We start from the raw sequence: 23,694 nt of genomic DNA, 5'->3' as shown, positions 1-23,694 counted from the left end.
AGTAATCAACATGCCAGACAATATTAAATCACCTTATGATGCCATTGGGGGAAAAGAAACTCTTTCAAAGCTTGTTGATGCTTTTTATAATCGAGTTGGAAAACATCCTGACTTAGCACCAATATTTCCCGATGATTTTACCGAGACTGCAAGAAAACAAAAGCAGTTTTTAACTCAATATCTTGGTGGTCCCAATCTCTACACTGAGGAACATGGACACCCTATGTTAAGAGCAAGACATCTCCCCTTCGAAATAACGCCAACTAGAGCTAAGGCATGGTTAGCCTGTATGTATGAGGCCATGGACGAAATTGGTTTAGAAGGGCCATTACGAAAAGAATTTTATGATCGATTATTTCTGACTGCACAACATATGATTAATACTCCAGATGACCACGGCCGGAAAGGAGCATTATCTTGAGTTTGAAATCAAATCCAAACTGGTTCTCTAGTCAATCGTGCCATGGAACTTCTAAAAAACCACTGGAAATCTATGTGTTTATCGATCCATTATGCCCGGACTGCTGGGCACTTGAACCAGTGTTAAAAAAGCTAATGATTGAGTACGGACAATTTTTCACCATCCGGCATGTGTTAAGTGGAAGATTAGCTACCCTTAATCTTGGAAAGAAACAAAAGCACGAGAACATGGCACAAGTGTGGGAAAGAACAGGAAGTCGCTCAGGCATGTCCTGTGACGGGACTTTGTGGTTTGAAAATCCAATATCAACTCCTTACGCTGCCTCAGTTGCCATAAAGGCAGCAGAGCTTCAAGGAAAGCGTGCAGGCATTAGGTTTCTTCGAAAGTTACAAGAGGTTCTTTTTCTTGAAAAACAAAATATATGTGAAGAGAGTGTTTTAGTCGAGTGTGCTTCCACAGTGAATTTGGATCTGGAGGAATTTACAAATGATCTCCACTCAGATAGTGCATCGAAAGCCTTTCAATGTGATTTAAAAATCACATCGGAAATGGAAGTAGACGAAATACCAACTTTAGTATTTTTTAATGAAAACATTGAGGACGAAGGAATTAAGATTACTGGATGTTATCCATATGACATGTATGTAGACATTCTCCATGATATGTTAGGAGACGAGCCTGCTCCTTCTTCTCTTCCTCCAATGGAAGAGTTTATGTCTTATTTTAAATTTGTTGCATCTAAGGAATTATCTGTTGTTTATAACTTATCCATTTCAGAAGTCGAACGTGAAATGAAAAAACTCTTACTAAAGCAAAAGGTCGAACATGTGCCAGTCAAATACGGAAGCTTCTGGAGATATATTGAATAAGCTGTAAAATGAAAAGTGTAGCATCCACTGATGCTACACTTTTTCATATACATTATTAGGGGAATGGAGAAATTTTCACGAGCAAACAAAGGGGATAATGTTTGTTTGTGAGTTACTTCACAAGATAACTATATCAATTTTATTTCTAGTTAACAATTCATTTATTCATTGTTTCACAAAGTTGTAACACCTTATTGTAAAGAAATGTTCATAAAATAGACGAGCCTGCAATACATTCATAGTAAGGACAATTCTGTTGCAGAGAGGTGATTTTTATTAAGCCTTCAGTGATCTTCGGACTTGTATTAGTGATTGCTACATTTGCCATCAATATTCTAGGTCTGATGGGTATGTTTCCACTCTACATTACATCTCCAATTTTATTTGTAGCCATCCTCATCTTTTTATTTAACTTGAACAATCGCAAACGATTTAATGGCTTTAACTAGGGAAAATTGAATTTGCCGAAAAAATAACAAGGGTACTTGAATAAATCAAGTACCCTTTGTTTTTATGTTATCCTAGAAGATTCTCCATCTCCGTTAGTTTTTGCTCAAATACTTTACACGCATCTTCAATTGCTTTTGAAGAAGTCATGTCAACTCCTGCACTTTTCAACACTTCAATAGGATAGTCCGAGCTTCCCGCTTTTAAGAAGTTATTGATATAACGATCTACAGCCGGCTGTCCCTCCTCAAGGATCTGCTTGCTTAAAGCAGTTGCCGCACTGAAACCAGTTGCATATTGATATACATAATAATTGTAATAGAAGTGAGGAATACGTGCCCACTCTAAACCAATTTCTTCATCGATAACAATATCGTCACCAAAGTATTTTTTGTTTAAGTTATAGTAAGTTTCAGTTAATAAATCTGGAGTTAATGCTTCCCCATCTTGTGCTTTCTTATGGATTAAGTGTTCAAATTCTGCAAACATTGTTTGACGGAATACAGTTCCACGGAAGCCTTCTAAATAATGATTTAGAAGATAAAGTTTCTTCTGCTCATCATCAATTGTTTTTAATAAGTAATCATTTAATAACGCCTCATTACACGTAGAAGCTACCTCTGCTACGAAAATGGAGTAGTTTCCGTAAGGATATGGTTGGTTTTCACGAGTGTAATAGCTGTGTACTGAGTGTCCAAATTCATGCGCCAGTGTGAACAAGTTGTTTACATTATCCTGCCAATTCATAAGAATATATGGATTTGTGCCATATGTTCCAGACGAATAAGCACCACTTCGCTTACCTTTATTCTCATGTACATCTACCCAGCGATTGTCAAAGCCTTCTTGAACAACACGTAAATAATCCTCTCCAAGTGGAGCCAATCCTTTTAACAAATAATCTTTTGCATCACTGTATGGAATTTCCATTTTAACATCCTTAATTAACGGAGTGTAAAGGTCATACATGTGAAGTTCATCTACACCTAGAAGTTTTTTACGTAAACGAACATAACGATGAAGTAAATGTAAATTATCATTAATTGTATTTACTAAGTTTTCATAAACTGCTTCAGGGATATTATTGTTACTTAAAGCTGCTTCACGTGCTGAACTGTAGTTACGAACACGTGCATTAAAATTGTCCTTTTTCACAGTACCACTTAGTGTACTACCAAATGTATTTTTGTAGTTTCCATAAGTCTCATAAACAGCTTTAAATGCATCTTCTCTTACTCGACGGTCGTCGCTTTCTAAAAATCGGATGTAACGACCATGAGTTACTTCAACCTCTTCCCCATTCTCATCTTTGATTGTTGGGAAAGTTAAATCTGCATTATTTAACATACCAAAAGTATTACTTGAAGATGTAGTTACTTCAGATACTTGTGCAAGTAATGCTTCTTCCTTTGCTGAAAGTACGTGTGGACGTTGACGGTTAATCTCATCTAATGCATGCTCATATACCTTTAACTCTTCTTTTTCTTGTAAAAATGTTTTAATTTTAGCTTCATCTACAGATAAGATTTCTGGAACGATAAATGATAGAGCACTTCCTACCTGTGTGTAAAGATTCGCAGCACGGTCATTTAATGCTTGATAAGTAGAGTTTGTTGTATCTTGATCATAACGCATATGTGCATATGTATATAATTTTCCTAAGCGCATTGAGATTGCATCTTGGTATGCCAGTGCTTCAGCTAAATGATCTGCTGACTCACCTAACTTACCTTGGAATTCAGAAATCTTAGGTATCATTGCTTTTACCGCTGAAAATTCATTTTCCCATGCCTGGTCCGTCTCAAAAATATCTTCAAGTCTCCATGTGTCTTCAACTTTAATTTCGTTACGATTTGGTAATTTCTTCACTGCTGTTTGTTCAGCCATCTGTGTAACCTCCTTATGTATTTCGATAGTCGAAAAAACTCCATCTTAGATTAATTCGTTATACTACCCCTTTTTTCCTTCCTAAAATGTGAATTTTCTATAAGGCCAACCACTATTTAGCCCTACTTATTAAGTAGGGCTTCATTTTACTATATTATAGTTTATTAATAATAATAATTAAATATTTCAGGATTATCTGGTTCGTAGTTAGGATCTGGATTATTTTCAATGTTTTTAGTAACCATTGTCTTTGTAAGCCCATAGACAGCCGCTCCTGCACCAATGGCTAACATTGAGTAAAGTAACCCTCTATTACGTTTATTTTTTGTGCCTAATTTCTTCTTCATTGATAATCCCTCCTACTAGAATCTTATCTTTCTTATGATTTACATAGCTATAACTTCTCATTACAGGGTATATTTTCCACCATATAACTTCTTTAATACAGCCTTATCTAGTTCTAAAGCTTCTTCCCCGTTCTTAGGAAGTATGATTTCATTAACTTTTATAAAGTTACGTGCATTTATCCTTTTTAATATACCTAGTTTTGTCAGGACTTGAAGGTAATCCATAATGGCGAAGGAATAGTGCTGGCCTACTATGTTTGGTAAGTGTCTAATTTTAATATGTCCCTCACTCACTCTTTCTCTAAAAAGGCGATACGTATTTTCAAAGGATATGGGTGCGTTAGAAGTAACAGGTATGATTGAGTCTAGTAAGATCCATAACTGCCATATAACTGCTGAGGTTTCAATCAAATACACAGTAGGAAAAGGTAACCCAACTTCAGCAGGAATAGAAGCTCTTGTAATCCGGGCTGTATATAACTCTAAGAATAAAGGCTTTAGTTTACGGTCTGGAAACATCGAAAATTGATATCTCCAATTTTTCTTTTTTTCAAGCCATAAAGTTAACATTTGTGAATTTAGAGACAAAGAGGCATTTAGAATTTCAGTAAGAGTATCGTTAGGAGCAAATTTCTGTATTGTTGCAAAGGTTTGCGTAGGTGAAAAGGGAGTTAAGTTTGACAGTTTTGTAACGATTTTTGTCATTGGATTAAAGTATAAGATAGATGGAAAGCAATTAGAGTTTGTACTTTGTGGTATGGTTGCGAATAACCACTGAAACGAGGATAAAGAGAAAAGTGGATCTGCATTCGTTTTTAACCAAGATTCACCAAGTATCCAAAGGGGGTGAATGTCTATAGATTTATAGGCTTTTGTCCTTTTACTAAGGTGCTCGTACGAAATCTGGGAGCATTGAAATTCAATTGCGAATTGTTGTTTGTTTACCTTTATTAATAGGTCTGGTCTTTGTTTAATTTCTGGTATAAAGGGCTCTAATTCTAATTCTGTACTTAGATTCTTTAACCAACTATAGAGTTGTTTTTTTCCCTCCAAATGGTATGGTGTTTCATGCTCTCTTTGCGTAATACACTTTGAATCCCTTAAATGCGCAAAATGAGGTAAGCGTTTCTCCCCTAGCTTCATCTGTACTGGATGTTGACAGGCTGAACAATAGAATTGGAACTCCTTTCTCAATTGAATTAAATCCTCTTTTGGTCGGCTATCTAGAAGTGAAATAAACATTCCATTATTGTTTTTCGCTACAAACAAAATGATTCCTCCTTTTAAAATTATCCCTTTTCTTATTCGTCACGAGCTGAGAGAATTCCTTTGTAAAAAAAATAAGCCTCATAAATTAAGGCTTATAACAACGGGGATAATAATCTTGAAGTAGATTCAAATAGTCTTTGTTTTAATGAACGAGTATTGAAAGTTTCCTTATCAATTTGTGTTGAATCCTCTATGTCTTGAATAAAATCTTGAACTAATGTAATTGTACTTTCTGTTCGATATAAAAATGCGTTAATTTCAAAGTTTAAATGAAAGCTTCTCATATCCATATTAGAAGTTCCTATTGAAGCTAACTCACCATCAATAATCATTATTTTACTATGCATAAACCCTTTTTTATACTCGTAAATTTTTGCCCCTGCCTCTAGTAGTACCGGGAAGTATGATCTTGAGGCATAGAATACAATTTTTTTATCAGGATGGTAAGGAACGAGTATTCGAACATCTATGCCACTTAGTGCGGCTATTTTTAAAGCAGATAAAATATCTTCATCAGGTATAAAATAAGGTGAGGCAATCCAGATTGACTTTTTAGCAGAGATAATCATCGAGAAAAATAGATTCTTAATAACTTCCCACTCATTATCAGGACCCCCCGCTATTAATTGGACCCCACCCAATTGATTTTCTTCAATTAACTCTGGAGAAAGGTAATATTGATTCAAATGCTTTTCCCCAGTCATATGATACCAATCTTGAAAGAAAATCAATTGTAAAGTTCGGACAGCCTCTCCCTTTAACATGAGATGAGTGTCACGCCAAAAACCAAAGTATTTGTTTTTCCCTATGTATTCATCTCCAACATTTAACCCACCTACAAATCCAATAGATCCATCAACAATAACAATTTTTCGGTGATTACGGAAATTAATCTTATTATTTAGAAACGGAAGTTTTACTGGAGAAAATGGAATCATTTCCACTCCCGCTTCACGGAGCTCACGAATATACTTCTTAGAGAGTTTCCATCCCCCTACTGCATCATATAAGAAACGAACTTTGACACCATTCTTTACTCTTTCTATGAGAATGTTCTTCAATTCTTGGCCAATTCCATCATGTCTTACAATATAATATTCTAAATGAATATGGTGCTTTGCTTTTCTTAACTCTTCGAAAATCGTTGAAAACGTCATTTCTCCATTCGTTAATACTTTCGTATCAGTAGCAAAAGAAACGGGACTTTTACCGATTCTGTGTGCTAGGCGAAATAAGTGTTGTTGATTCTCACCAACTTGATCAATTTTTTCTTCATTGTTTTCGAAGCTACCTTCAAATTGTGAAAAAGTTTGCTCATCTAATAATGCCTTTTTCTGGAAAAGTCGCTTCTTTCTATAGTTGCGTCCAAAAATAAGATAGAAAAAGAAACCGAGTAATGGGAAGCTCCCTAGTACTACTAGCCAAGTCAGCGTTTGCGTAGGATGTCTATTTTCTAAAAAGATAATAATAGCAATAAATATTGCAGAGAGGGTAAACATAATACTTAAAGCACCTATAAGCCAACCTTCCCAATAACCTTTGCTGAAAAAAAGCAAAAGAGATATGATGCCTAAAAATACAATGACTCTCAATGTATTTTTCATATTGTTTCACCGTCCTAGAAAACCAACATTGTAAAAAAAGACCGATTTCACACTGAAATCGGTCCTTTATTTTAATGGAAAGTGTTTAGCTATTTCTGATAGTGCACTTTCTTTCATGACTGTCTTTCCGTACTCTTCAATTCGATGAATTGAAATTCTAGATTCTTGGCCGTATTCTAAGACTACACTTAGTGTATTCTCAAGTTCGTCTTCAGTACAATCCGCATCTAAGAATTCGATATAGAGATAATAGTGACCTTCAAAATAGTATAGTTTATTTGTTAATTCTAGAAGCTGTGTACGATGTGCAAGTGAGATAGCATCTTCAAAATCCTGGAAACGAAGTAAAAAATCTAATTGATCTTCATCATTTGATGGTAAATCACTATCTGAATTACGCTTTGTATTAAAATGCTCATCAAGTAATGATTCAATTCTTTCATCTACTGGCATATCCCTAAATTTTTCATCAGAGATTGGTAGTTCGAATTTATGTCCATCCTTAGATATTTGCGCCCGTGTTACCAGAACTTCAAGACCTTTTTCTAACGCTTGGACTTGAATCCATAATGGACCCTCTACTGTAAACTCTTCTTCCTGATGAACTTCATCCATCATTTCCCAGAAGAGCTCCTCACTTCTTTCACGGTTATACCAAATTTCCTCGCGGTCAAAGCCTCTTTCTTCTATATCAACATATGAAATATAAAACTTTACTGTATATTCATTAATACGTTCGATTTCCATAAGCTAAAACCTCTCCCTTCTAGCTCCATTTTTGAAGGGACAAAAATACCCCCGAGTCGATGTATACAGTTCTTTACCACTTTACCCAAAAACAAGAGTAGATAATCCTTTAAAGGAGACATCAATATCTTGTACTCTTATTTTATGATAAAAAGCTTGAGAATGGAAATAAAAAAGCCGAATTTCATAAAAACAGTTATTCGCCCTATAGCCCATAATCCTACCATATATTTAAATACTGTTTTGTTTGTTGTCATAACTAAATTGCTTTTTACTTATACATAGTAGTATGACTTGTCTAAGGGAGGATTTGTGTTGGACTTAGAGTTAATTACATCTATTTTATTAATCATTGGTATTGACATTATTTTAGGTGGGGATAACGCAATCGTAATTGCATTAGCTTGTAGAAACCTCCCAGAAACTAAACGAAATAAAGCAATCGTCCTTGGTACAGTTTTGGCAGTGTTCATCAGAATTGTAGTGACTATTGCGGCTGTATTCTTACTAAAAATCCCATTCCTACAATTTGCTGGCGGTGTGTTTTTGCTACTACTTGCTTACAAATTGCTGGTAGATCATAATGAGGATACTTCCAGGATTAAAGGTGGTATTACGTTATTTGCAGCCATTAAAACAATTGTCATAGCAGACTTAATCATGGGTATCGACAATGTTATTGCAATAGCTGGTGCTGCACACGGCAACTTTTATCTCGTTGTTTTAGGATTATGTGTATCCATTCCAATCATTATTTGGGGAAGTAAAGTTATCTTATACCTAATGGAAAAATTTCCTGTACTCATTTACTTTGGTGCAAGTATACTTGCCTACACTGCTGGAAAAATGATCGTTAATGAGGAAAGACTTCACTACTTATATGAAAACTATCAACCACTTCTTACAATGATTCCTTTTCTTAGTATTTGTCTTATCCTTTTTGCTGGACTGCTTACAAACCGGATTAAAAGTTATTCTGGGGTTAAAAACTAGACTACCGTGCCATTGAAAAATAAAAACTTCTACAAATTTACATGTAGAAGTTTTTTGCACACATACTCTATGTTTAGTTTACTAATTTTTGTGCTTCTCGTAGTTGGAAAGTACGAACTTTTCTTGGTAAGAAGCGTCGTATCTCATCCTCATTATAGCCTACTTGCAAACGTTTCTCATCAATGATGATAGGTCTACGTAACAAGCCAGGATGCTCTTGAATTAATGCATATAAATCCTGTAATGGCATGGATTCAACATTAATATTCAGCTTCTGAAATATCTTCGAACGAGTTGAAATGATTTCATCAGTTCCATCCTCAGTCATTCGAAGAATCTCTTTAATTTCTACAATTGATAATGGCTCAGAGAATATGTTTCTTTCTGTATATGGAATACTATGTTCCTCTAGCCATGATTTAGCCTTACGACATGATGTGCAGCTTGGTGAAGTAAATAATGTTACCATAAATAGATTCACTCCCTTTAATAAAGATGAGTTTAAGTAAGACAACGATTTATCTAAAGTTGTAAGAAAAACTAAATCTTTTATTGTAATTACTTTAATTAAGTAATATCTCCATTTATTATACAATAAATTAATTTGAAATGATAGATGAATTCACAAATTTGTCATAAATAGTTATACAATTTTTATACAAATACTTATACATCCGATAAAATATCGTCGCTATCATTTTTTTTGTTATATGTTAACACATCATTCACACTTTGATAAGACCTTCCATACACCTCTTTGTCCTTATAGGTATGAATCAAGTTATAGGTTTTTCTCATTGCTTCAAAGATGGCTTCTTCAGACTCATTTGTCGGAGACCAAAATAAAATTTCTAACTGATTCACTTCATTCGTGGCTAAAGATAGACGTCTATACCCAATAGACTGAGCGTGTTCAAACCCTTCACGTTTATAAAACCTTAAACGTTTCTCAGTATCTGTGTCTTCATAGTCAATCGGCTCAACCTCTAATATAATCGCCTTATTTTTCATTTTTAAATTCTCTATTAGCTTTCTGCCAAGCCCCTGTCCCCTTGCGGCCCCTGAAACAAATAAATAGTCAATAAAGATAAATTCATCAAATTCCGCGTACATTAATACATGATTTGGACCTTCATCTTTATGGTAAATGTCTCCTTGTTCCTTTAAAAGAATCTCCATATGCTCTTGTGATTTCATTTCCTCAACTGGAAAATACTGACTTAACTTAGTATACCAACTCAAATGAAACACTCCCTTTCAAGTTTTCATCCTTATTTATATGGTAACATAATTTACTTTTTTATTTTTGGCTCTTTTCATAAATTTTGTTGATTTAAATGAAAATATTACAAGAGTGGATTGGAGCGGAGGGCACTTGGCTCCTGCTCAGAAGTTGAGGAAAGGTCGAGACCCCACAGGCGCATGCGCTGAGGAGGCTCGACTTCCTCCCCGCGGAAAGCAAGTGCCTGCAGCGCAAAGGAACAGTCATGATTCAATGTGAAAATAACAACCTTTTAGAAAAGAGCCATATTTTTTGATATAGTAATTATATGTTCACTAAATTTAATATTCCCCTTTAAATCCTGTTCAATATAGAATAAAATAAAAGTATATGCTATTAATTTTATTTTAGATAAAAAATTGCTTGTTATATAAAAGGGAGGATCTTTCATGTTAGGTTACATAATAGATTTTACACTTGTTGCCCTTCTTATTATCGGAATTACTGCTGTAATTGGTGTAGTTTTAAATGGAATTGGCGAAAAGTTTTTTGGTGGTAAAACCAAAGACGTAAGCTTCAATAATGCTGCAAATACACAAACAGGATGGAAAGGCGTTGGCGGTAACGCTAAAAAATCTTTCTGGAATAACTAATGACACAAAAAATCCTAACGATATCATTCGTTAGGATTTTTTCTTTTCTCTAATTTAGTGGTGTATAATCTACACCTTCAGTGTAGGTATTGCCTGCATTCCAAATTAAATATTCGTTAATACCTTGTTCGTTTAATCCTCTGATTTGAGCTTCTATTTCTGCCTTGCCATACACTTTATAATTACCTTTCCCTAACCATCTAGCTGTAAAATCCTGAATCCATGGCCTTGAGATAGGAGGGTTTTGAAGTTCATTTAACTTTTCTTTTTCAACCTTAGCGTATTCAGTAACTAATTGATATGGCTCTAGATCAGGTTTAGCAATACCAAAGTATGAAGTCCAGTGACTTGGATAAATCATCGAAGAAATAACGTCTACGTGCTCAGATATTTTACTGAAGTTTTGACCAATCCCTGGTGCTTCTGGAAGTGTTGCTGTATAACCAAAGATATCCACAGATACTTTCACATTGTACGGCTCTAACTTTTCTTTGGCATAGGCAACAAAGTCAGTGACAGCTTGAACACGTTTTTGTACATCTGATTGGTCCCCCTGATATTCTCCCATGTTGTATACAAGTGTCTTATCCCTTTTTTCAAATCCTTCTGGGAAACGGACATAATCGAATTGAATCTCCTGAAAGCCTAACTTTGCCGCTTCAATGGCAATGCCAACATTATAATCCCATACTTCTTGTAGAAAAGGGTTTACAAATGATTCTCCGCGGCCGTTTTTCCAGACAGCATTACCTTCTTTAAAGGATAGTTCAGGCTTTTTATTGGCTAGTACAGAATCTTTGAACACAACCACTCTTGCAATCGGATAGATTTGTTTTTCTTCAAGCGTTTTTATTGTTTGTACCGGATCTTTAATATAATTTTTAGCAATGTCTTCGTAATTCGAAGCTTCTTTAGGCCTGTAGGTAAGGTTACCATGATCGTCTTTAATATCAATAACCATCGCATTTAGGTCAGTGTTATCGACGAGATTAAGTAATTTTTCAAATTTACTTCCACCTGCTGAGTGTCCTGTTACATAGATCCCTCTAATTGCATCAGGGTATTCAAAGGTAAAACCCGAATCAAACATAAATCTTGTGAGCTTTTCGGGTAGCTCCTTTTTAATGAATCCTTGCTCTTTTCCAGAATGATGACTGGCAACTAATTCTGCCTTTTCTGACGCATAAACATTAGCCGTCCCAATAGTAAATATGAAGGTAACAATGAACATGACTGTAGTAATCGTTTTCTTCCCCATTTATATACGTCCCCCTCATAGTCTTTGTGTACATTATAAGTCATTTTTCAACAAATTCGTACACTTTTTGACATCTTTTTAATTTTTCAACAATTTATCCTCCTTTGATCTGCTACCGGCTTATCCAAATTGGAGTGCCCAAAAATGGTTAATTTATTCTAAAGTATGAGATGACTTCTCATTTTATCCTACTACTTTGTTATTACTTTTCTTTTAGCTTATAGGGTTAGTGTTTGCAAAACAGTAAATGAAAATAGGTCATTTGCCCTTATAAATACTGTCAGAAGAACCAGTACATATAGTTAAACAGAAAGGTTTGCACACTGAACTGTTAATTTTCGCGGAAGGCACTCGCTTTCCGCGGGCGGAAGCGGAAGGTTATTTTCACTAACGTGAAAAAACCTACCTCCTCGTCGCTATGCGCCTGCGGGGTCTCACTTTGACGCGCTTCTCCCGCAGGAGTCTCCTGCCTTCCGCGAAAATTAACATAGTACCGTATTAAATTTGCATTTATATTTTAATTTAAAAAAAGATCCCGCTTTTAACGGAATCTTAGGTTAATCTTTATATAGAGCTTGGTATTGTTTAAATTCTTCCTCTGAGCATGATACAAAGTGGCCAGGTTTTACTTCTCTTAACTGTACATCTTCGTTTCCAGAGTAATTATGCATACTTGGATCATACGCTGTACGTTTGCGGGTACGCTCAGTTTCAGGATCTGGTATAGGTATAGCTGAGAGTAGAGATTTTGTATAAGGATGAATTGGATTATTATATAACTCATCACTCGTTGCTAGTTCAACAAGCTTCCCAAAATACATAACGCCAATACGATCACTAATGTATTTAACCATTGATAAATCATGAGCTATAAACAAGTAGGTTAACCCTTTTTCCTCTTGAAGCTTTTTCATTAAGTTAACAACCTGTGCCTGTATTGATACATCAAGAGCTGAAATCGGTTCATCCGCAATGATGAATTCTGGATCAACTGCTAATGCACGAGCAATACCAATACGTTGACGTTGCCCTCCACTAAATTCATGCGGATAACGAGTTGCATGGTCCTTATTTAGACCTACCGTTACAAGTAACTCTTGAACACGATTCATACGTTCCTGACTATTTTTAGCTAGACCATGAATATCAATACCTTCTGCAATGATATCAGCTACGGTCATTCTTGGGTTTAAAGACGCATATGGGTCTTGGAAGATCATTTGCATTTTCCGGCTAAATTTCTTTAACTCTGCTTTTGATTTTTTACCATGAACGTCTTCACCTTCAAATAGTACCTGTCCATCTGTTGCATCATACAGACGAATAATTGTTCTACCCGTTGTAGATTTACCACAACCAGACTCACCAACAAGTCCTAAAGTTTCTCCTTTATAAATATCAAAGGAAATCCCATCTATTGCCTTAACCATATTTGGTTTACCAACATTAAAATATTGTTTTAAGTTTTTAATCTCAACAAGTTTTTCATTTGATGCCACTTTTACTTCCTCCTCTCTGTGGATGATACCCCTCTAGATGCCTCATATCGTTTCTTACGTTCTCTAATCACGAGAGGTGGCTCGACTTTAGGTGCATCCGGATGAAGTAGCCACGTTGCTGCATAATGTGTATCAGACACTTTAAACATTGGAGGCTGCTTTTCAAAATCAATTTCAAGGGCATATTCATTTCTTGGTGCAAAAGCATCCCCTTTAGGAGGATATAATAGATTTGGTGGTGTTCCTGGGATTGCGTATAGCTCTCCTTCAGTCTCTAAGTTTGGCATTGAGCTGATTAATCCCCATGTATAAGGATGTTGAGGGTTATAGAAAATTTCATCAACCGTTCCAATCTCACAAATCATACCACCATACATTACCGCTACACGATCTGCTACGTTTGCAACAACACCTAAGTCATGTGTAATAAAGATAATAGAAGTCTCAATCTTTTTCTGTATATCCTTCATGAGTTCTAATATTTGAGCTTGAATTGTAACATCAAGTGCGGTTGTAGGCTCGTCCGCGATCAGGACCTTTGGGTTACAAGCAAGGGCAATAGCAATAACAACACGTTGACGCATTCCGCCCGAAAATTGATGTGGATATTGATTATAACGAATTTCAGGATTAGGAATTCCTACCAGGTTAAGCAGGTCTATTACCTTCTCCTTTGCCGCACCTTTGCTCAAATTTTGATGTTTGATAAGTCCTTCTGCAATTTGAGCACCGATTTTCATTGTTGGATTTAAAGATGTCATAGGATCTTGGAAAATCATTGAAATATCTTTACCACGAATCTTCTGCATCTCTTTTTCTGAGAGCTTAGATAGATCTTTTCCATCAAAAAGGATTTCTCCCTCTTTGATTTTTCCGATCTTATCTGGTAATAACCTCATAATTGTTTTCGTTGTAACAGATTTTCCAGAACCGGACTCACCAACAATTGCAAGGGTTTCTCCTTTATTAACTGAAAAGTCTACACCACGAATTGCTCTTACTTCTCCTGCAAATGTATCAAACGAAACATGCAAATTCTTTACATCAAGTATTTTTTCCATACAATTCACCTACCTTTTCTAATCACGCATTCTTGGATCTAATGCATCACGTAATCCATCTGCCATCAAGTTAAATGCAATCATTAATAAACTGATTACGATAGCAGGGAAGATCATCATATGTGGGAAAGTTTGCATTGATTTATAGCCATCATCGATTAGCGTTCCAAGTGAAGCAGTTGGTGCTTGTAATCCTAGACCAATAAAGCTTAGGAATGCTTCAAAGAAAACAGCACTCGGTATCGTAAACATTGTATTAATGATAATAACTCCAGTAACGTTTGGTATTAAATGCTTTAATATAATATTTGAATCTTTAGCCCCAAGTGTTTTAGATGCGAGAACAAATTCCTGGTTTTTTAGTTTTAAAATTTGACCGCGAACAATCCTCGCCATTCCGACCCACCCGGTTATGGTTAAGGCTATAGTAATCGATATAATTCCAGGTTCAAGTATTAAGATCATTAAAATAACAATGACTAAGTTTGGAATTCCTACAAGTACCTCAATAATACGTTGCATGACATTATCAGTTCTACCACCATAGTAAGCAGATATTCCGCCATAAGCTACACCTATAACCATATCGATAGCAGCAGCAAGTAGCGCAATATATAATGAAATTCTAGTTCCGGACCAAACACGCGTCCATAAATCTCGACCTAGTCCATCCGTACCAAACCAAAAATAGTCATCAATTCCTTTTTGTTCATACACATCAACACGTGTACCATCTGGGCCTGCAACTGTGCCGTCTAACCCTAAAAACGGTACATGTTCAAGAACAGGAACTTTGGGTGGCATTTTAGCACGTGATAATTGCTGGTCATTAAAACCATGGTCATTCATAATAGGTCCAAAAATCGCTAAAAAAGCAAGTAGAACCATTAAAATTAAACCTAATATAGCAGCCTTATTTTTTCGTAGGCGACGCCAAGCATCCTGCCAGTAATTCAGGCTTGGCTGTGAAATAACTTCACTTTCTCTTAAATCAAGTTTAGCTGGTTTAAATAAATCTTTTGATAGAACTTCTTCATGTTTGCTCATTATTTTTTACCTCCCGCTAAACGTATACGCGGATCAACAATTCCATATAAAATATCCACGACAAATACGATAAAAATAAACAATGCAGCAAAGAAGAGGGTTGTACCCATAATAACTGGGTAATCATTTGCTTGAATAGATAAAACAAACTGTTGCCCTAATCCAGGGATAGAGAAAATCTTTTCAATAACAAGTGATCCTGTCATTAAGCCTACTGCTAGAGGACCTAATACCGTTAGAATTGGTATCAAGGCATTTCTTAATGCATGTTTAAAGGCAATTGTGAATGGTGTTACCCCTTTTGCTCTCGCTAGTAAAATATAATCAGAACTTAATACTTCCACCATTTCTGTTCTCATAAAGCGTGCTGTAATTGAAAGTGGTAACATCATTAAAGCAATTGTTGGAAGAATCGTGTACTCAAACCCTTCCCAGAATGCAACAGGGAACCACCCTAATTTAACTCCAACATAATATTGTAGTAGACCAGCAAATACAAACGAAGGAATGGATTTACCTGTAACAGCTAGTACCGTAGAACCGTAATCGTAAATCGTATTCTGTTTAAGTGCTGCAACAATTCCGAGTAATATTCCGAGTAATGTCCCTACAATCATCGATTGTAAACCTAGATATGCGGATGGCCCTATCCGGTCCAATATTAAATCGGTAACCTCTCTATTATTAAACTGAAAGGATATACCCATGTCCCCTTGCACAAGGTTTAACATATATTTTGCATATTGTACTGGAACTGGGTCATTTAGACCGTATTTTTCCTTCACAATCAGTAACTGCTGTTCTGACATTTTTTCTTGATTTGTAAACGGAGTACCTGGCATGAGCTTCATAAGGAAGAAGGTAAATGATGCGATTAGAAATAGAGTGATGATCATGTAGATAATTCGTTGAGTTAAATATTTAGCCATCTTATGCACCTCCTAAATTATCAGTTTATTTTTGATATTCGCCAAAGTTCGACATTTCTTACAATTGGAAAAAGAGAGTATATCGCACTTAATATACTCTCTTTTATTCACTTTTAATCAATCACTTAATCTTATTTATTTCTCAATTTTTGTCCATTTGTAGCTATAATCTGGACCAAATGGGTGGATATAAACATTTTTAACGTATTCTTGCATTAATTGAGCTGTACCGCGTTGGTATAATGGTCCAATTGCAGCATCCTCTTCCAATAGAATACGCTCTGCTTCCTGCATTGCTTCAAAGCGAGCCACAGGATCAGTTGCTAAAGTTGTTTTTGCTTCTTTGATTAAACGGTCATACTCAGGATTTGAGTAACCCATTTTATTGTTTCCACCATCAGTTACCCAAAGGTCCATAAATGACATTGCATCTAGGTAGTCAGGTCCCCAACCAGCAAATTGAACATCATAGTCCATTGCAGTATCAAGATCTAAACGTTGAGCAAATGGTACGTTTTTAAGTTTAATTGTTAATCCTTCAAGATTTGTTTCAAGTTGGTTTTTAATGAAATCTTGCATTTTAATTGAAGTTTCAGTGTCTCCACCAAGAACTTCGATTGTTACTTCTGATACACCTAAAGTATCTAACGCTTGTTGCCAATGTTTTTTAGCTTCTTCTACGTTATAAGCATTAAAGTCACCGTGTTCACGGAAGTCTTCTTTTGTTTCTGGGTGTATTACAAAATTTCTAGGAACTAAACCATTTGCAGGAATTGAACCATTGTTAAGGATAACATCTGTAATACCTTGCTCATCAACTGCCATCGAGATCGCTTTACGAACATCTACGTTAGCTAAAGCAGGATTACGTGTTTGGTTAAACTTAAAATAAAAAGTAACAGCATTTCCGTAATTGATGAAATCTTCATGTGTTTTATATTTATCAACAAAGTCTGAAGATAAAGCTCCTGAGATATCAACTGCATTAGTGTCGTAAAGATTTGCAGAAGTTGCAGGATCTTTAACTACTTTTACATTAATTGTTTCAAGACTTACAACATCAGCATCCCAATAATCAGGATTTTTAGTCATAGTCCAGCCTACTTCATGCTCCCAGCTTGAGAGAGTAAAAGGACCATTGTAAACCATGTTTGCAGCTTCAAGTGCGTATTGATCGCCTTGTTCTGTTACAAACTTTTCATTTTGAGGATAGAATGTAGGAAACGTCATCAAAGAATCAAAGTAAGGAACTGGACGTTCTAATGTTACCTCTAAAGTATGGTCATCAATTGCTTTAATACCTAATTGATCTGGAGGTAATTGACCTTCAGCAACTTGAGTTGCATTTACAACTACACCACTCATCATATAAGGACCGTACTCTGAACCAGTTGCTGGATCAACTGCACGTCTCCAAGCGAATACGAAATCATTAGCTGTAACAGGGTCTCCATTAGACCATGTTGCATCTTGACGAAGATTAAACGTATAAACAGTTCCATCTTCACTTAAAGTATGGTCAATTGCCATACCTTCTGTAGCTTCATTGTTTTCATCTAATCTATAAAGACCTTCAAAAACTTGGTTAGCTACATTAAACGCAACAGCATCTGTTCCCATAACAGTATCCATTGTAGGAATTTCAGCCGTTTCTAGAATGTTAAGTATTTGAGCTACGTCCTCTTTTGGAGCGTCTCCACCTTGTCCAGCATCATCATCAGCTGTACCACATGCAGCTAAAAAGCTACTTAATACAAGTGTGAATGCTAACAATAGCAATAATTTTGCTCTGTTCATAAGTAATTTCCTCCCCATTTTAATATTTCAGAAAATCTCTTTGGTGAAAACACCAACATAAATCATTATACATACTTATTATCCAATATGCATGGATTTTACTTGTCTTTTATGTTAGAAACTCTTTTAAGACAAGCGTTTTATGACTAAAAATAGTACTATATACCTATGTTTAGTCTATGATTTTTTGCATAAATTATACAAAATAATTACTTTATATGGATATTTATGTATCTTTTACCTAAAATAAATTATATTAGTAAAGCAATAAACATCCAAAATTAATTATATTACGAAAATTTACACCTTTTACACCTCACTTTTCCTTTACTATACTATTAGCTATAACATACCTTTTGAAAATAGCTTATGCTTATCTTGTGCTAAAGACAAAATCCTAATACGGGAATGGTGATAAAATGATTCAATTACTAAAAAAAACATCATACTTAGTAATTATCTCAATCTTTGTAATATGTCTTCTCTCCTATTTGTATAGTCAAACTGTCTCTCTACTTTCTTTTATCAACTTTACATTTTTCATCTCTAGTTTCTTTATATTGTTATATTTGTTACTATTTGTAGCCAAAGGTGGATTTTTTGATGGGATCACTTATAGTTTTAGACGCTTTACTAAGCAATTTTCTAGAACTGAAGTATTTGCGGAAGATGATTTAGAACAAATGGCTCTTCCATCGGAAATGCTGAGATATAAGAAGACAACCCCTATTATTCTTAATGGACTAATTCTTTTTGTGCTCATGTTAGTTGGTTTGTTATTTTACTACTTGTAAAAACTAGATGTTTTTTAATTTGAACTTGGACCGTTCCTTTCTACTGCAGACACTTGCTTTCCGCGGGGAATCATGAAAAAGCCCAACTGCCGGCTTTTTCAAGAACGGATTCCCATTGGGGAGGAAGTCGAGCCTCCTCGACGTACCGTCTGTGGGGTCTCGACCTTTCCTCTACGTCCCGCAGGAGTCAAGTGTCTTTCGTTCCAATCACTCTTTAAAGAAACTATTTTTTAATCCCTCCGAATCTTGCGAAAAAAAGCCATACAATTAAACAAATTTAGATTGCATTTCTGCCAGGAATTGTATATACTATCAATAATTTAATTCGTAAATGCATTGATAAAGAGTAGTACGCATTTTCTTCTATTTTAGAGAGCCTGTGGTTGGTGGGAACAGGTATAGAGATGATGGGGAATGGACTTTTGAGCATTCTGACTGAACATTGATAGTAGGTCAGGACGTAAGCTTAGCGTTATTTAGGCCCCATTCGCAAAATGGGTCAGAGAGATTTCATTTTTTATGTAAAAATGAAATAACTAGGGTGGCAACGCGGTAACCATTCGTCCCTAACTATTATAGTTAGGGATGGGTGGTTTTTTATTATGTTCAAGACCATTAAGTTGTTCCCTTCACACCAGGAGAACTACCTTCAAATGTTTATTATTAATAAGGAGAGAAACAAACATGAAAACAATTTTTTCTGGAATTCAACCAAGTGGTTCTGTTACTTTAGGGAACTATATCGGTGCTATGAAGCAATTTATAGAGCTTCAAAAAGACTATAACTGTTACTTTTGTATTGTAGATCAACACTCAATTACAGTACCACAAGACCCTACTGAACTTCGTAAAAACATTCGTAGCTTAGCAGCCCTTTATCTAGCAATTGGAATTGACCCTGATAAATCAACACTATTTATTCAATCAGAGGTTCCAGCTCATGCACAGGCTGGATGGATGTTACAATGCGTAGCTTATATCGGTGAACTTGAGAGAATGACTCAATATAAGGATAAGTCTCAAGGCAAGGAAGCTGTAGTTGCTGGGCTATTAACCTATCCTCCACTTATGGCTGGAGATATTCTCCTCTACAATACAGATCTCGTACCGGTCGGTGAAGATCAGAAACAACATATCGAACTGACCCGTGATATTGGTGAGCGCTTCAATAAGAAGTATAATGATATCTTTACAATTCCAGAGCCCAGAATCCCTAAGGATGGGGCAAGAGTAATGTCGCTAGCTGAGCCTACAAAGAAAATGAGCAAATCAGATCCAAATACGAAAGCATTTATCACCCTGTTAGATCCGCCAAAGCAAATTGAAAAGAAAATCAAGAGTGCGGTTACAGATTCAGATGGTATTGTTCAGTTTGACAAAGAAAACAAACCAGGGATTTCAAACTTACTATCCATTTATTCAGTCCTAACAAACAAATCCGTTCAGGAGCTAGTCCAACAATACGAAGGAAAAGGCTATGGAGAATTTAAATCAGATTTAGCACAAGTAGTTATAGAAGAATTAACTCCAATTCAAGAGAAGTACCATTCTATTATCAATTCTCCAGAACTTGATGAGATTCTAGACAAAGGTGCCGGGAAGGCAAATTTAGTTGCAAGTAAAATGGTAAAGAAAATGGAAAAGGCAATGGGTCTTGGACGTAAAAGAAAATAGAATTTTAACAGAGCTGGGGTAAATATTCCCGCTCTTTTTCTACATAATTTCGACAATTTCCCCCAACTTTCTAACTAGCTGTGGTATAATTTATTCTAGTTCGAAAGATGGGGGTTACATATGAAAAAGTCAGAATATTTCCTTAAAAAAATCAAAGCTTTATTCAGTTCCCGGAAGCTACAGAAACTACAAAAATCAAGAAATGGTTTTAAACCTAAACTAAATCTAAATAGACATTCAATAGGTTTTAAAATCAATATTGCTTTTATAATTTCTGTTACCGCTTTTGGTGTAATTCTTAGTTCAATTGTGTCACCTTACATTGGAAAGAACATGGAGCAAAGTATTCGACAACAATCAACTATGGTTGCTGAAACACAGATCAAGAGCATCCAAACCTATGTAGATACTACGGTTGAAGAATTACAGTTAATGTCAGATTCTCTTAAACAAAAGTCAGATCAAGAAATTAGTAATGGCTACGCTAAAATGCGGGGATCAAATAAGAAGTTCCTCGACATTTATCATATAGGTCAAGATGGCATGGAACAGATGCGTCAAGGTTATAAGTCAGTTGTTAGTGATCGTAAAGATGATGCAGTTTATTCGAGTGTTATGGAGAATGACCTTTATATTAGTTCTGTAGAATCACGTGAAAATTATATTGGCTCAAGGCATTATATTGAAACAGCTGTTTCTGTTACTGATTTATTAAATAGACCAATTGGTATTATTGGTACATATATAGATATGAATACATTATGGAATGAAGTTACGAGTGGCATTGACCAAAGTACAGAACAAAAAATGTATATCGTATCCAAGGATGGTTCTTTAGTATCAACAAATGATAAAAGTTGGCTCAATGAACAAGTTGATGCAGAAGGCAACTTCTTAAACCTTTTAGCTCATGAAGGAATCAAACAAATGGTAAGTCAAATTGAAGAAACAGACTTCTCCGAAACTTCAATATTAAATGGTTCTGGAATCTTTAAAAATGAAAATAACAATGAACAAGTTACTTCATATACGTATGATCATAATCTAGGACTTGCAGTGTTTGTAGAAACTCCTACAAAGGTTGCTTTTGCAGCTATTTCTGATATTCAACGAATTATATATTTAATTATATTTGCATCAATTATTGCTGTTACAGTCTTCTCGATTATCTTCTCTAGAAGATTAGTTTCACCTATTAATAAACTAATAGTTGCTTCAAATCGTATTTCAAATGGAGACTTAACGACTTTAACTGAAATACATCGGAAAGATGAAATCGGTGCTCTTGCAACATCATTTGATAGTATGATTACAAACCTTAGAGGCATTGTAACGCAAACGAAAAATGCCTCAAGTTTAACTTTTAACACCTCACAACGCTTAAAAGAAACTGCAGAAGACGTAGCTGCAGCATCTCAAGAAATAAATGCTGCGATTGAGCAAATTGCATTTGGTGCTGAGAATCAGGTGGCGATTAGCCAAAGCAATGATGAGAAAATAACAACTCTATTAAATATTGCTACTAAATTAGATGAACAGAAGTCTGAAGTGATACAGACAGCTGTATTTACCCAAAAGACAATAGCCTCTAACCAACAAATACTTGATAGTCTAATAAACGGTGTTCAAAATCTGGCAAGCTCGACTTCAGACTCTGCTAATGAAGTTAAAGTACTAGAAGATCGTACAAATCAAATACGAAATATTGTACAAACATCCCGTGAAATTGCTGATCAGACAAATCTACTTGCACTTAATGCTAGTATAGAGGCGGCACGTGCAGGTGAACATGGTAAAGGCTTTGCTGTTGTAGCAGATGAAGTACGAAAACTTGCTCAAGCGAGTAGAGCGGCATCAAATGAAGTTGAAACTATTATTAATAATGTAGTTGGGTCAATAGCAATTGTGAATGAAAAAATGAGTAGTAGTATAAAACAAGCAAAAGAAGAAAGCCTGTCAGCTGAACAAGCAAAGCAAGCTTTACTTGAAATTATTAAATCAATGGATTCTGTTCTTGGTTCTGTTGAATTAATGGATAAACTAGTATCAGAACAAACAGAGCATGTTGTAGAAATACAAGAAAAGTCTAAAGAGGCTCTTCATGTAGCAACCGATGCCACTTCAAGCACAGAAGAGGTTGCAGCCGCATCAGTACAAACATCTAGTAACATGAATTCAGTAATCACTCACATAGAATCTTTATTAGATATGGCATCCGATTTACAAAAATCAGTTGAACGTTTTAAATTAGAAGATTAAATAAAAAAAGCAGTCCCTTACCATCCTAGGGTACTGCTTTTTCTTATGTACAGTTTAATTTACTTTTGTTTCTTGTTCTAATTCCCATAGTTTTTCAAAAAAGGGCTGTCCCTTAATTAAATTCTCACATAATTGAATATGTTTAGGAGACCAACCATTTCTTGTTTCTTCGTATAGATTCTGCCAAACTTCTTCGAAAGTCATTGTTTGAATAGGTTCATATTTCTTTGGATTCCATTCCGTATACCAATAGCGAATCTCCGCAGCATTTTTTGTTGATTGTAATTGATCAAGAGCCATAAACAATAGCTGTTTAAGTTGTCTTTCTTTTCTGGTTAACCCCTTCATTTCATCTGGTGAAGGCGATAGAATGTGATATTCCTTTTCAGTAGACGTACGAATATGGTCAAAGCTATATGGAATTGATTCTTGTTCACTCACCATATCGTATACGAGCTGCTCTTGTCTTGGTATCAAGCGACTCTTACGGATCGGGATATTATACCCGATTGTATCAACAGCTAAAATACCTTGTCCATCGGTTACTACGAAACAATAATCTAGTTGAATCCGTTCATGATTTTTTCGTACATATGCTTTTTGAAAAATATCACCTAAGAGCTGTTGCGGTAATTCCATTAAATCATTCTCAATATAGTCGAATAAAAGAGAATCTACCTTAAGTAAAGGGACTTGATCTAGAAGTTCAACACTATCATCTTTACGCCACTCGTGGAAGTGACAAACATTATAACCGTTCTCTTCACCTTCAAACCAATTTACCCAAATATCATGAAGATACAACATGTTCTACCCCTCACTTCACAACTGTTTGTCAACAGTATAGGCAGAAAGAAAAGTTTTTATTCCATATTCTTCTTAAATTGTAAAAGGATCTTTTTTAATATTGTATCTTT

Annotated in this window: 21 protein-coding genes and 1 other annotated feature; of the genes, 7 read left to right on the top strand and 14 right to left on the bottom strand. The window is 35.4% G+C overall.

From position 1 onward, the window contains the following. Nucleotides 1-10: 10 nt before the first annotated feature. Nucleotides 11-421 (top strand): globin domain-containing protein, encoded by a 411-nt coding sequence (locus J2Z26_RS02575; RefSeq protein WP_193537978.1) that lies wholly within the window; start codon nucleotides 11-13, stop codon nucleotides 419-421. Beyond that, a complete protein-coding gene (locus J2Z26_RS02570; protein ID WP_319638076.1) occupies nucleotides 418-1,290 on the top strand; it encodes a ClpXP adapter SpxH family protein in 873 nt (290 codons plus the stop codon). The genes J2Z26_RS02575 and J2Z26_RS02570 overlap by 4 nt, the downstream gene beginning before the upstream one ends. Nucleotides 1,291-1,806: 516 nt before the next feature. Here the strand turns inward: J2Z26_RS02570 and pepF are convergent. The 5 genes from pepF to mecA all read right to left on the bottom strand — a co-directional run bounded on the left by pepF (nucleotide 1,807) and on the right by mecA (nucleotide 7,591). Continuing rightward, nucleotides 1,807-3,624, bottom strand: a complete 1,818-nt coding sequence (gene pepF / locus J2Z26_RS02565; protein ID WP_193537974.1) for an oligoendopeptidase F — start codon at nucleotides 3,622-3,624, stop codon at nucleotides 1,807-1,809. 164 nt (nucleotides 3,625-3,788) lie between these two features. After that, on the bottom strand, nucleotides 3,789-3,971 hold the full coding sequence (locus J2Z26_RS02560; RefSeq protein WP_193537972.1) for a hypothetical protein: 183 nt from the start codon (nucleotides 3,969-3,971) through the stop codon (nucleotides 3,789-3,791). A 60-nt stretch (nucleotides 3,972-4,031) separates the two neighbouring features. Then, nucleotides 4,032-5,240: a competence protein CoiA gene (locus J2Z26_RS02555; RefSeq protein ID WP_193537970.1), complete on the bottom strand. Its 1,209-nt coding sequence runs from the start codon at nucleotides 5,238-5,240 to the stop codon at nucleotides 4,032-4,034. Nucleotides 5,241-5,332: 92 nt separating this feature from the next. Next, on the bottom strand, nucleotides 5,333-6,844 hold the full coding sequence (gene cls, locus J2Z26_RS02550) for a cardiolipin synthase (protein WP_193537968.1): 1,512 nt from the start codon (nucleotides 6,842-6,844) through the stop codon (nucleotides 5,333-5,335). 66 nt (nucleotides 6,845-6,910) lie between these two features. Further along, a complete protein-coding gene (gene mecA, locus J2Z26_RS02545; protein WP_193537966.1) occupies nucleotides 6,911-7,591 on the bottom strand; it encodes an adaptor protein MecA in 681 nt (226 codons plus the stop codon). 315 nt (nucleotides 7,592-7,906) lie between these two features. Between mecA and J2Z26_RS02540 the strand changes: the two genes are divergently transcribed. Then, nucleotides 7,907-8,584, top strand: coding sequence for a TerC family protein (locus J2Z26_RS02540; RefSeq protein WP_193537964.1), 678 nt, complete (start codon nucleotides 7,907-7,909; stop codon nucleotides 8,582-8,584). 73 nt (nucleotides 8,585-8,657) lie between these two features. Here J2Z26_RS02540 and spxA read toward each other — a convergent pair whose 3' ends face one another. Next, nucleotides 8,658-9,053 (bottom strand): transcriptional regulator SpxA, encoded by a 396-nt coding sequence (gene spxA, locus J2Z26_RS02535; RefSeq protein ID WP_193471797.1) that lies wholly within the window; start codon nucleotides 9,051-9,053, stop codon nucleotides 8,658-8,660. A 197-nt stretch (nucleotides 9,054-9,250) separates the two neighbouring features. Then, entirely contained in the window at nucleotides 9,251-9,826 is a 576-nt protein-coding gene (locus J2Z26_RS02530; protein ID WP_193537962.1) for a GNAT family N-acetyltransferase, read from the bottom strand. Between the two features lie 429 nt (nucleotides 9,827-10,255). On the opposite strand from J2Z26_RS02530, the gene J2Z26_RS02525 reads away from it, so the two are divergent. Next, entirely contained in the window at nucleotides 10,256-10,459 is a 204-nt protein-coding gene (locus tag J2Z26_RS02525) for a hypothetical protein (protein WP_193471795.1), read from the top strand. Nucleotides 10,460-10,508: 49 nt separating this feature from the next. Here J2Z26_RS02525 and J2Z26_RS02520 read toward each other — a convergent pair whose 3' ends face one another. The 6 genes from J2Z26_RS02520 to J2Z26_RS02495 form a co-directional block, all read right to left on the bottom strand. After that, complete coding sequence (locus J2Z26_RS02520) at nucleotides 10,509-11,717, bottom strand: putative glycoside hydrolase (protein ID WP_193537960.1); 1,209 nt, start codon at nucleotides 11,715-11,717, stop codon at nucleotides 10,509-10,511. 557 nt (nucleotides 11,718-12,274) lie between these two features. Then, complete coding sequence (locus tag J2Z26_RS02515) at nucleotides 12,275-13,216, bottom strand: ABC transporter ATP-binding protein (RefSeq protein WP_319638075.1); 942 nt, start codon at nucleotides 13,214-13,216, stop codon at nucleotides 12,275-12,277. A 2-nt stretch (nucleotides 13,217-13,218) separates the two neighbouring features. Next, a complete protein-coding gene (locus J2Z26_RS02510) occupies nucleotides 13,219-14,277 on the bottom strand; it encodes an ABC transporter ATP-binding protein (protein WP_193537958.1) in 1,059 nt (352 codons plus the stop codon). Nucleotides 14,278-14,295: 18 nt separating this feature from the next. Further along, nucleotides 14,296-15,324 (bottom strand): oligopeptide ABC transporter permease, encoded by a 1,029-nt coding sequence (gene opp3C / locus J2Z26_RS02505; RefSeq protein WP_193537956.1) that lies wholly within the window; start codon nucleotides 15,322-15,324, stop codon nucleotides 14,296-14,298. Beyond that, nucleotides 15,324-16,253, bottom strand: a complete 930-nt coding sequence (gene opp3b / locus J2Z26_RS02500; RefSeq protein WP_193537954.1) for an oligopeptide ABC transporter permease — start codon at nucleotides 16,251-16,253, stop codon at nucleotides 15,324-15,326. The genes opp3C and opp3b overlap by 1 nt, the downstream gene beginning before the upstream one ends. 135 nt (nucleotides 16,254-16,388) lie before the next feature. Next, nucleotides 16,389-18,050, bottom strand: a complete 1,662-nt coding sequence (locus tag J2Z26_RS02495) for a peptide ABC transporter substrate-binding protein (protein ID WP_193537952.1) — start codon at nucleotides 18,048-18,050, stop codon at nucleotides 16,389-16,391. A gap of 419 nt (nucleotides 18,051-18,469) precedes the next feature. On the opposite strand from J2Z26_RS02495, the gene J2Z26_RS02490 reads away from it, so the two are divergent. The 3 genes from J2Z26_RS02490 to J2Z26_RS02480 all read left to right on the top strand — a co-directional run bounded on the left by J2Z26_RS02490 (nucleotide 18,470) and on the right by J2Z26_RS02480 (nucleotide 22,777). Then, nucleotides 18,470-18,844 carry a DUF3899 domain-containing protein gene (locus tag J2Z26_RS02490; protein WP_193537949.1) on the top strand — a complete coding sequence of 125 codons (375 nt, stop codon included), beginning with the start codon at nucleotides 18,470-18,472 and terminating at the stop codon, nucleotides 18,842-18,844. Between the two features lie 327 nt (nucleotides 18,845-19,171). After that, nucleotides 19,172-19,415, top strand: a binding site (T-box leader). Between the two features lie 113 nt (nucleotides 19,416-19,528). Further along, on the top strand, nucleotides 19,529-20,518 hold the full coding sequence (trpS, locus tag J2Z26_RS02485) for a tryptophan--tRNA ligase (protein WP_193537947.1): 990 nt from the start codon (nucleotides 19,529-19,531) through the stop codon (nucleotides 20,516-20,518). A gap of 120 nt (nucleotides 20,519-20,638) precedes the next feature. Continuing rightward, on the top strand, nucleotides 20,639-22,777 hold the full coding sequence (locus tag J2Z26_RS02480) for a methyl-accepting chemotaxis protein (RefSeq protein ID WP_193537945.1): 2,139 nt from the start codon (nucleotides 20,639-20,641) through the stop codon (nucleotides 22,775-22,777). A 54-nt stretch (nucleotides 22,778-22,831) separates the two neighbouring features. Here the strand turns inward: J2Z26_RS02480 and J2Z26_RS02475 are convergent, their stop codons facing one another. Beyond that, entirely contained in the window at nucleotides 22,832-23,584 is a 753-nt protein-coding gene (locus tag J2Z26_RS02475; protein ID WP_193537943.1) for a YjbA family protein, read from the bottom strand. Nucleotides 23,585-23,694 lie beyond the last annotated feature (110 nt).

It is taken from the genome of Cytobacillus luteolus (genome assembly GCF_017873715.1).
GTDB lineage: Bacteria > Bacillota > Bacilli > Bacillales > Bacillaceae_L > Bacillus_BV > Bacillus_BV luteola.
Note: the sequence above shows the minus strand (reverse complement) of the source record. Positions and strands in the feature narration are given on the sequence as shown.

What these genes read in the sequence shown, in the direction of transcription:
- J2Z26_RS02475 (WP_193537943.1), bottom strand. Translation starts at nt 23,584, where the DNA reads ATGTTGTATCTTCATGATATTTGGGTAAATTGGTTTGAAGGTGAAGAG.
- J2Z26_RS02490 (WP_193537949.1), top strand. Translation starts at nt 18,470, where the DNA reads ATGATTCAATTACTAAAAAAAACATCATACTTAGTAATTATCTCAATC.
- J2Z26_RS02525 (WP_193471795.1), top strand. Translation starts at nt 10,256, where the DNA reads ATGTTAGGTTACATAATAGATTTTACACTTGTTGCCCTTCTTATTATC.
- J2Z26_RS02510 (WP_193537958.1), bottom strand. Translation starts at nt 14,277, where the DNA reads ATGGAAAAAATACTTGATGTAAAGAATTTGCATGTTTCGTTTGATACA.
- opp3C (WP_193537956.1), bottom strand. Translation starts at nt 15,324, where the DNA reads ATGAGCAAACATGAAGAAGTTCTATCAAAAGATTTATTTAAACCAGCT.
- spxA (WP_193471797.1), bottom strand. Translation starts at nt 9,053, where the DNA reads ATGGTAACATTATTTACTTCACCAAGCTGCACATCATGTCGTAAGGCT.
- cls (WP_193537968.1), bottom strand. Translation starts at nt 6,844, where the DNA reads ATGAAAAATACATTGAGAGTCATTGTATTTTTAGGCATCATATCTCTT.
- pepF (WP_193537974.1), bottom strand. Translation starts at nt 3,624, where the DNA reads ATGGCTGAACAAACAGCAGTGAAGAAATTACCAAATCGTAACGAAATT.
- J2Z26_RS02495 (WP_193537952.1), bottom strand. Translation starts at nt 18,050, where the DNA reads ATGAACAGAGCAAAATTATTGCTATTGTTAGCATTCACACTTGTATTA.
- J2Z26_RS02520 (WP_193537960.1), bottom strand. Translation starts at nt 11,717, where the DNA reads ATGGGGAAGAAAACGATTACTACAGTCATGTTCATTGTTACCTTCATA.
- J2Z26_RS02480 (WP_193537945.1), top strand. Translation starts at nt 20,639, where the DNA reads ATGAAAAAGTCAGAATATTTCCTTAAAAAAATCAAAGCTTTATTCAGT.
- J2Z26_RS02560 (WP_193537972.1), bottom strand. Translation starts at nt 3,971, where the DNA reads ATGAAGAAGAAATTAGGCACAAAAAATAAACGTAATAGAGGGTTACTT.
- J2Z26_RS02575 (WP_193537978.1), top strand. Translation starts at nt 11, where the DNA reads ATGCCAGACAATATTAAATCACCTTATGATGCCATTGGGGGAAAAGAA.
- trpS (WP_193537947.1), top strand. Translation starts at nt 19,529, where the DNA reads ATGAAAACAATTTTTTCTGGAATTCAACCAAGTGGTTCTGTTACTTTA.
- opp3b (WP_193537954.1), bottom strand. Translation starts at nt 16,253, where the DNA reads ATGGCTAAATATTTAACTCAACGAATTATCTACATGATCATCACTCTA.
- mecA (WP_193537966.1), bottom strand. Translation starts at nt 7,591, where the DNA reads ATGGAAATCGAACGTATTAATGAATATACAGTAAAGTTTTATATTTCA.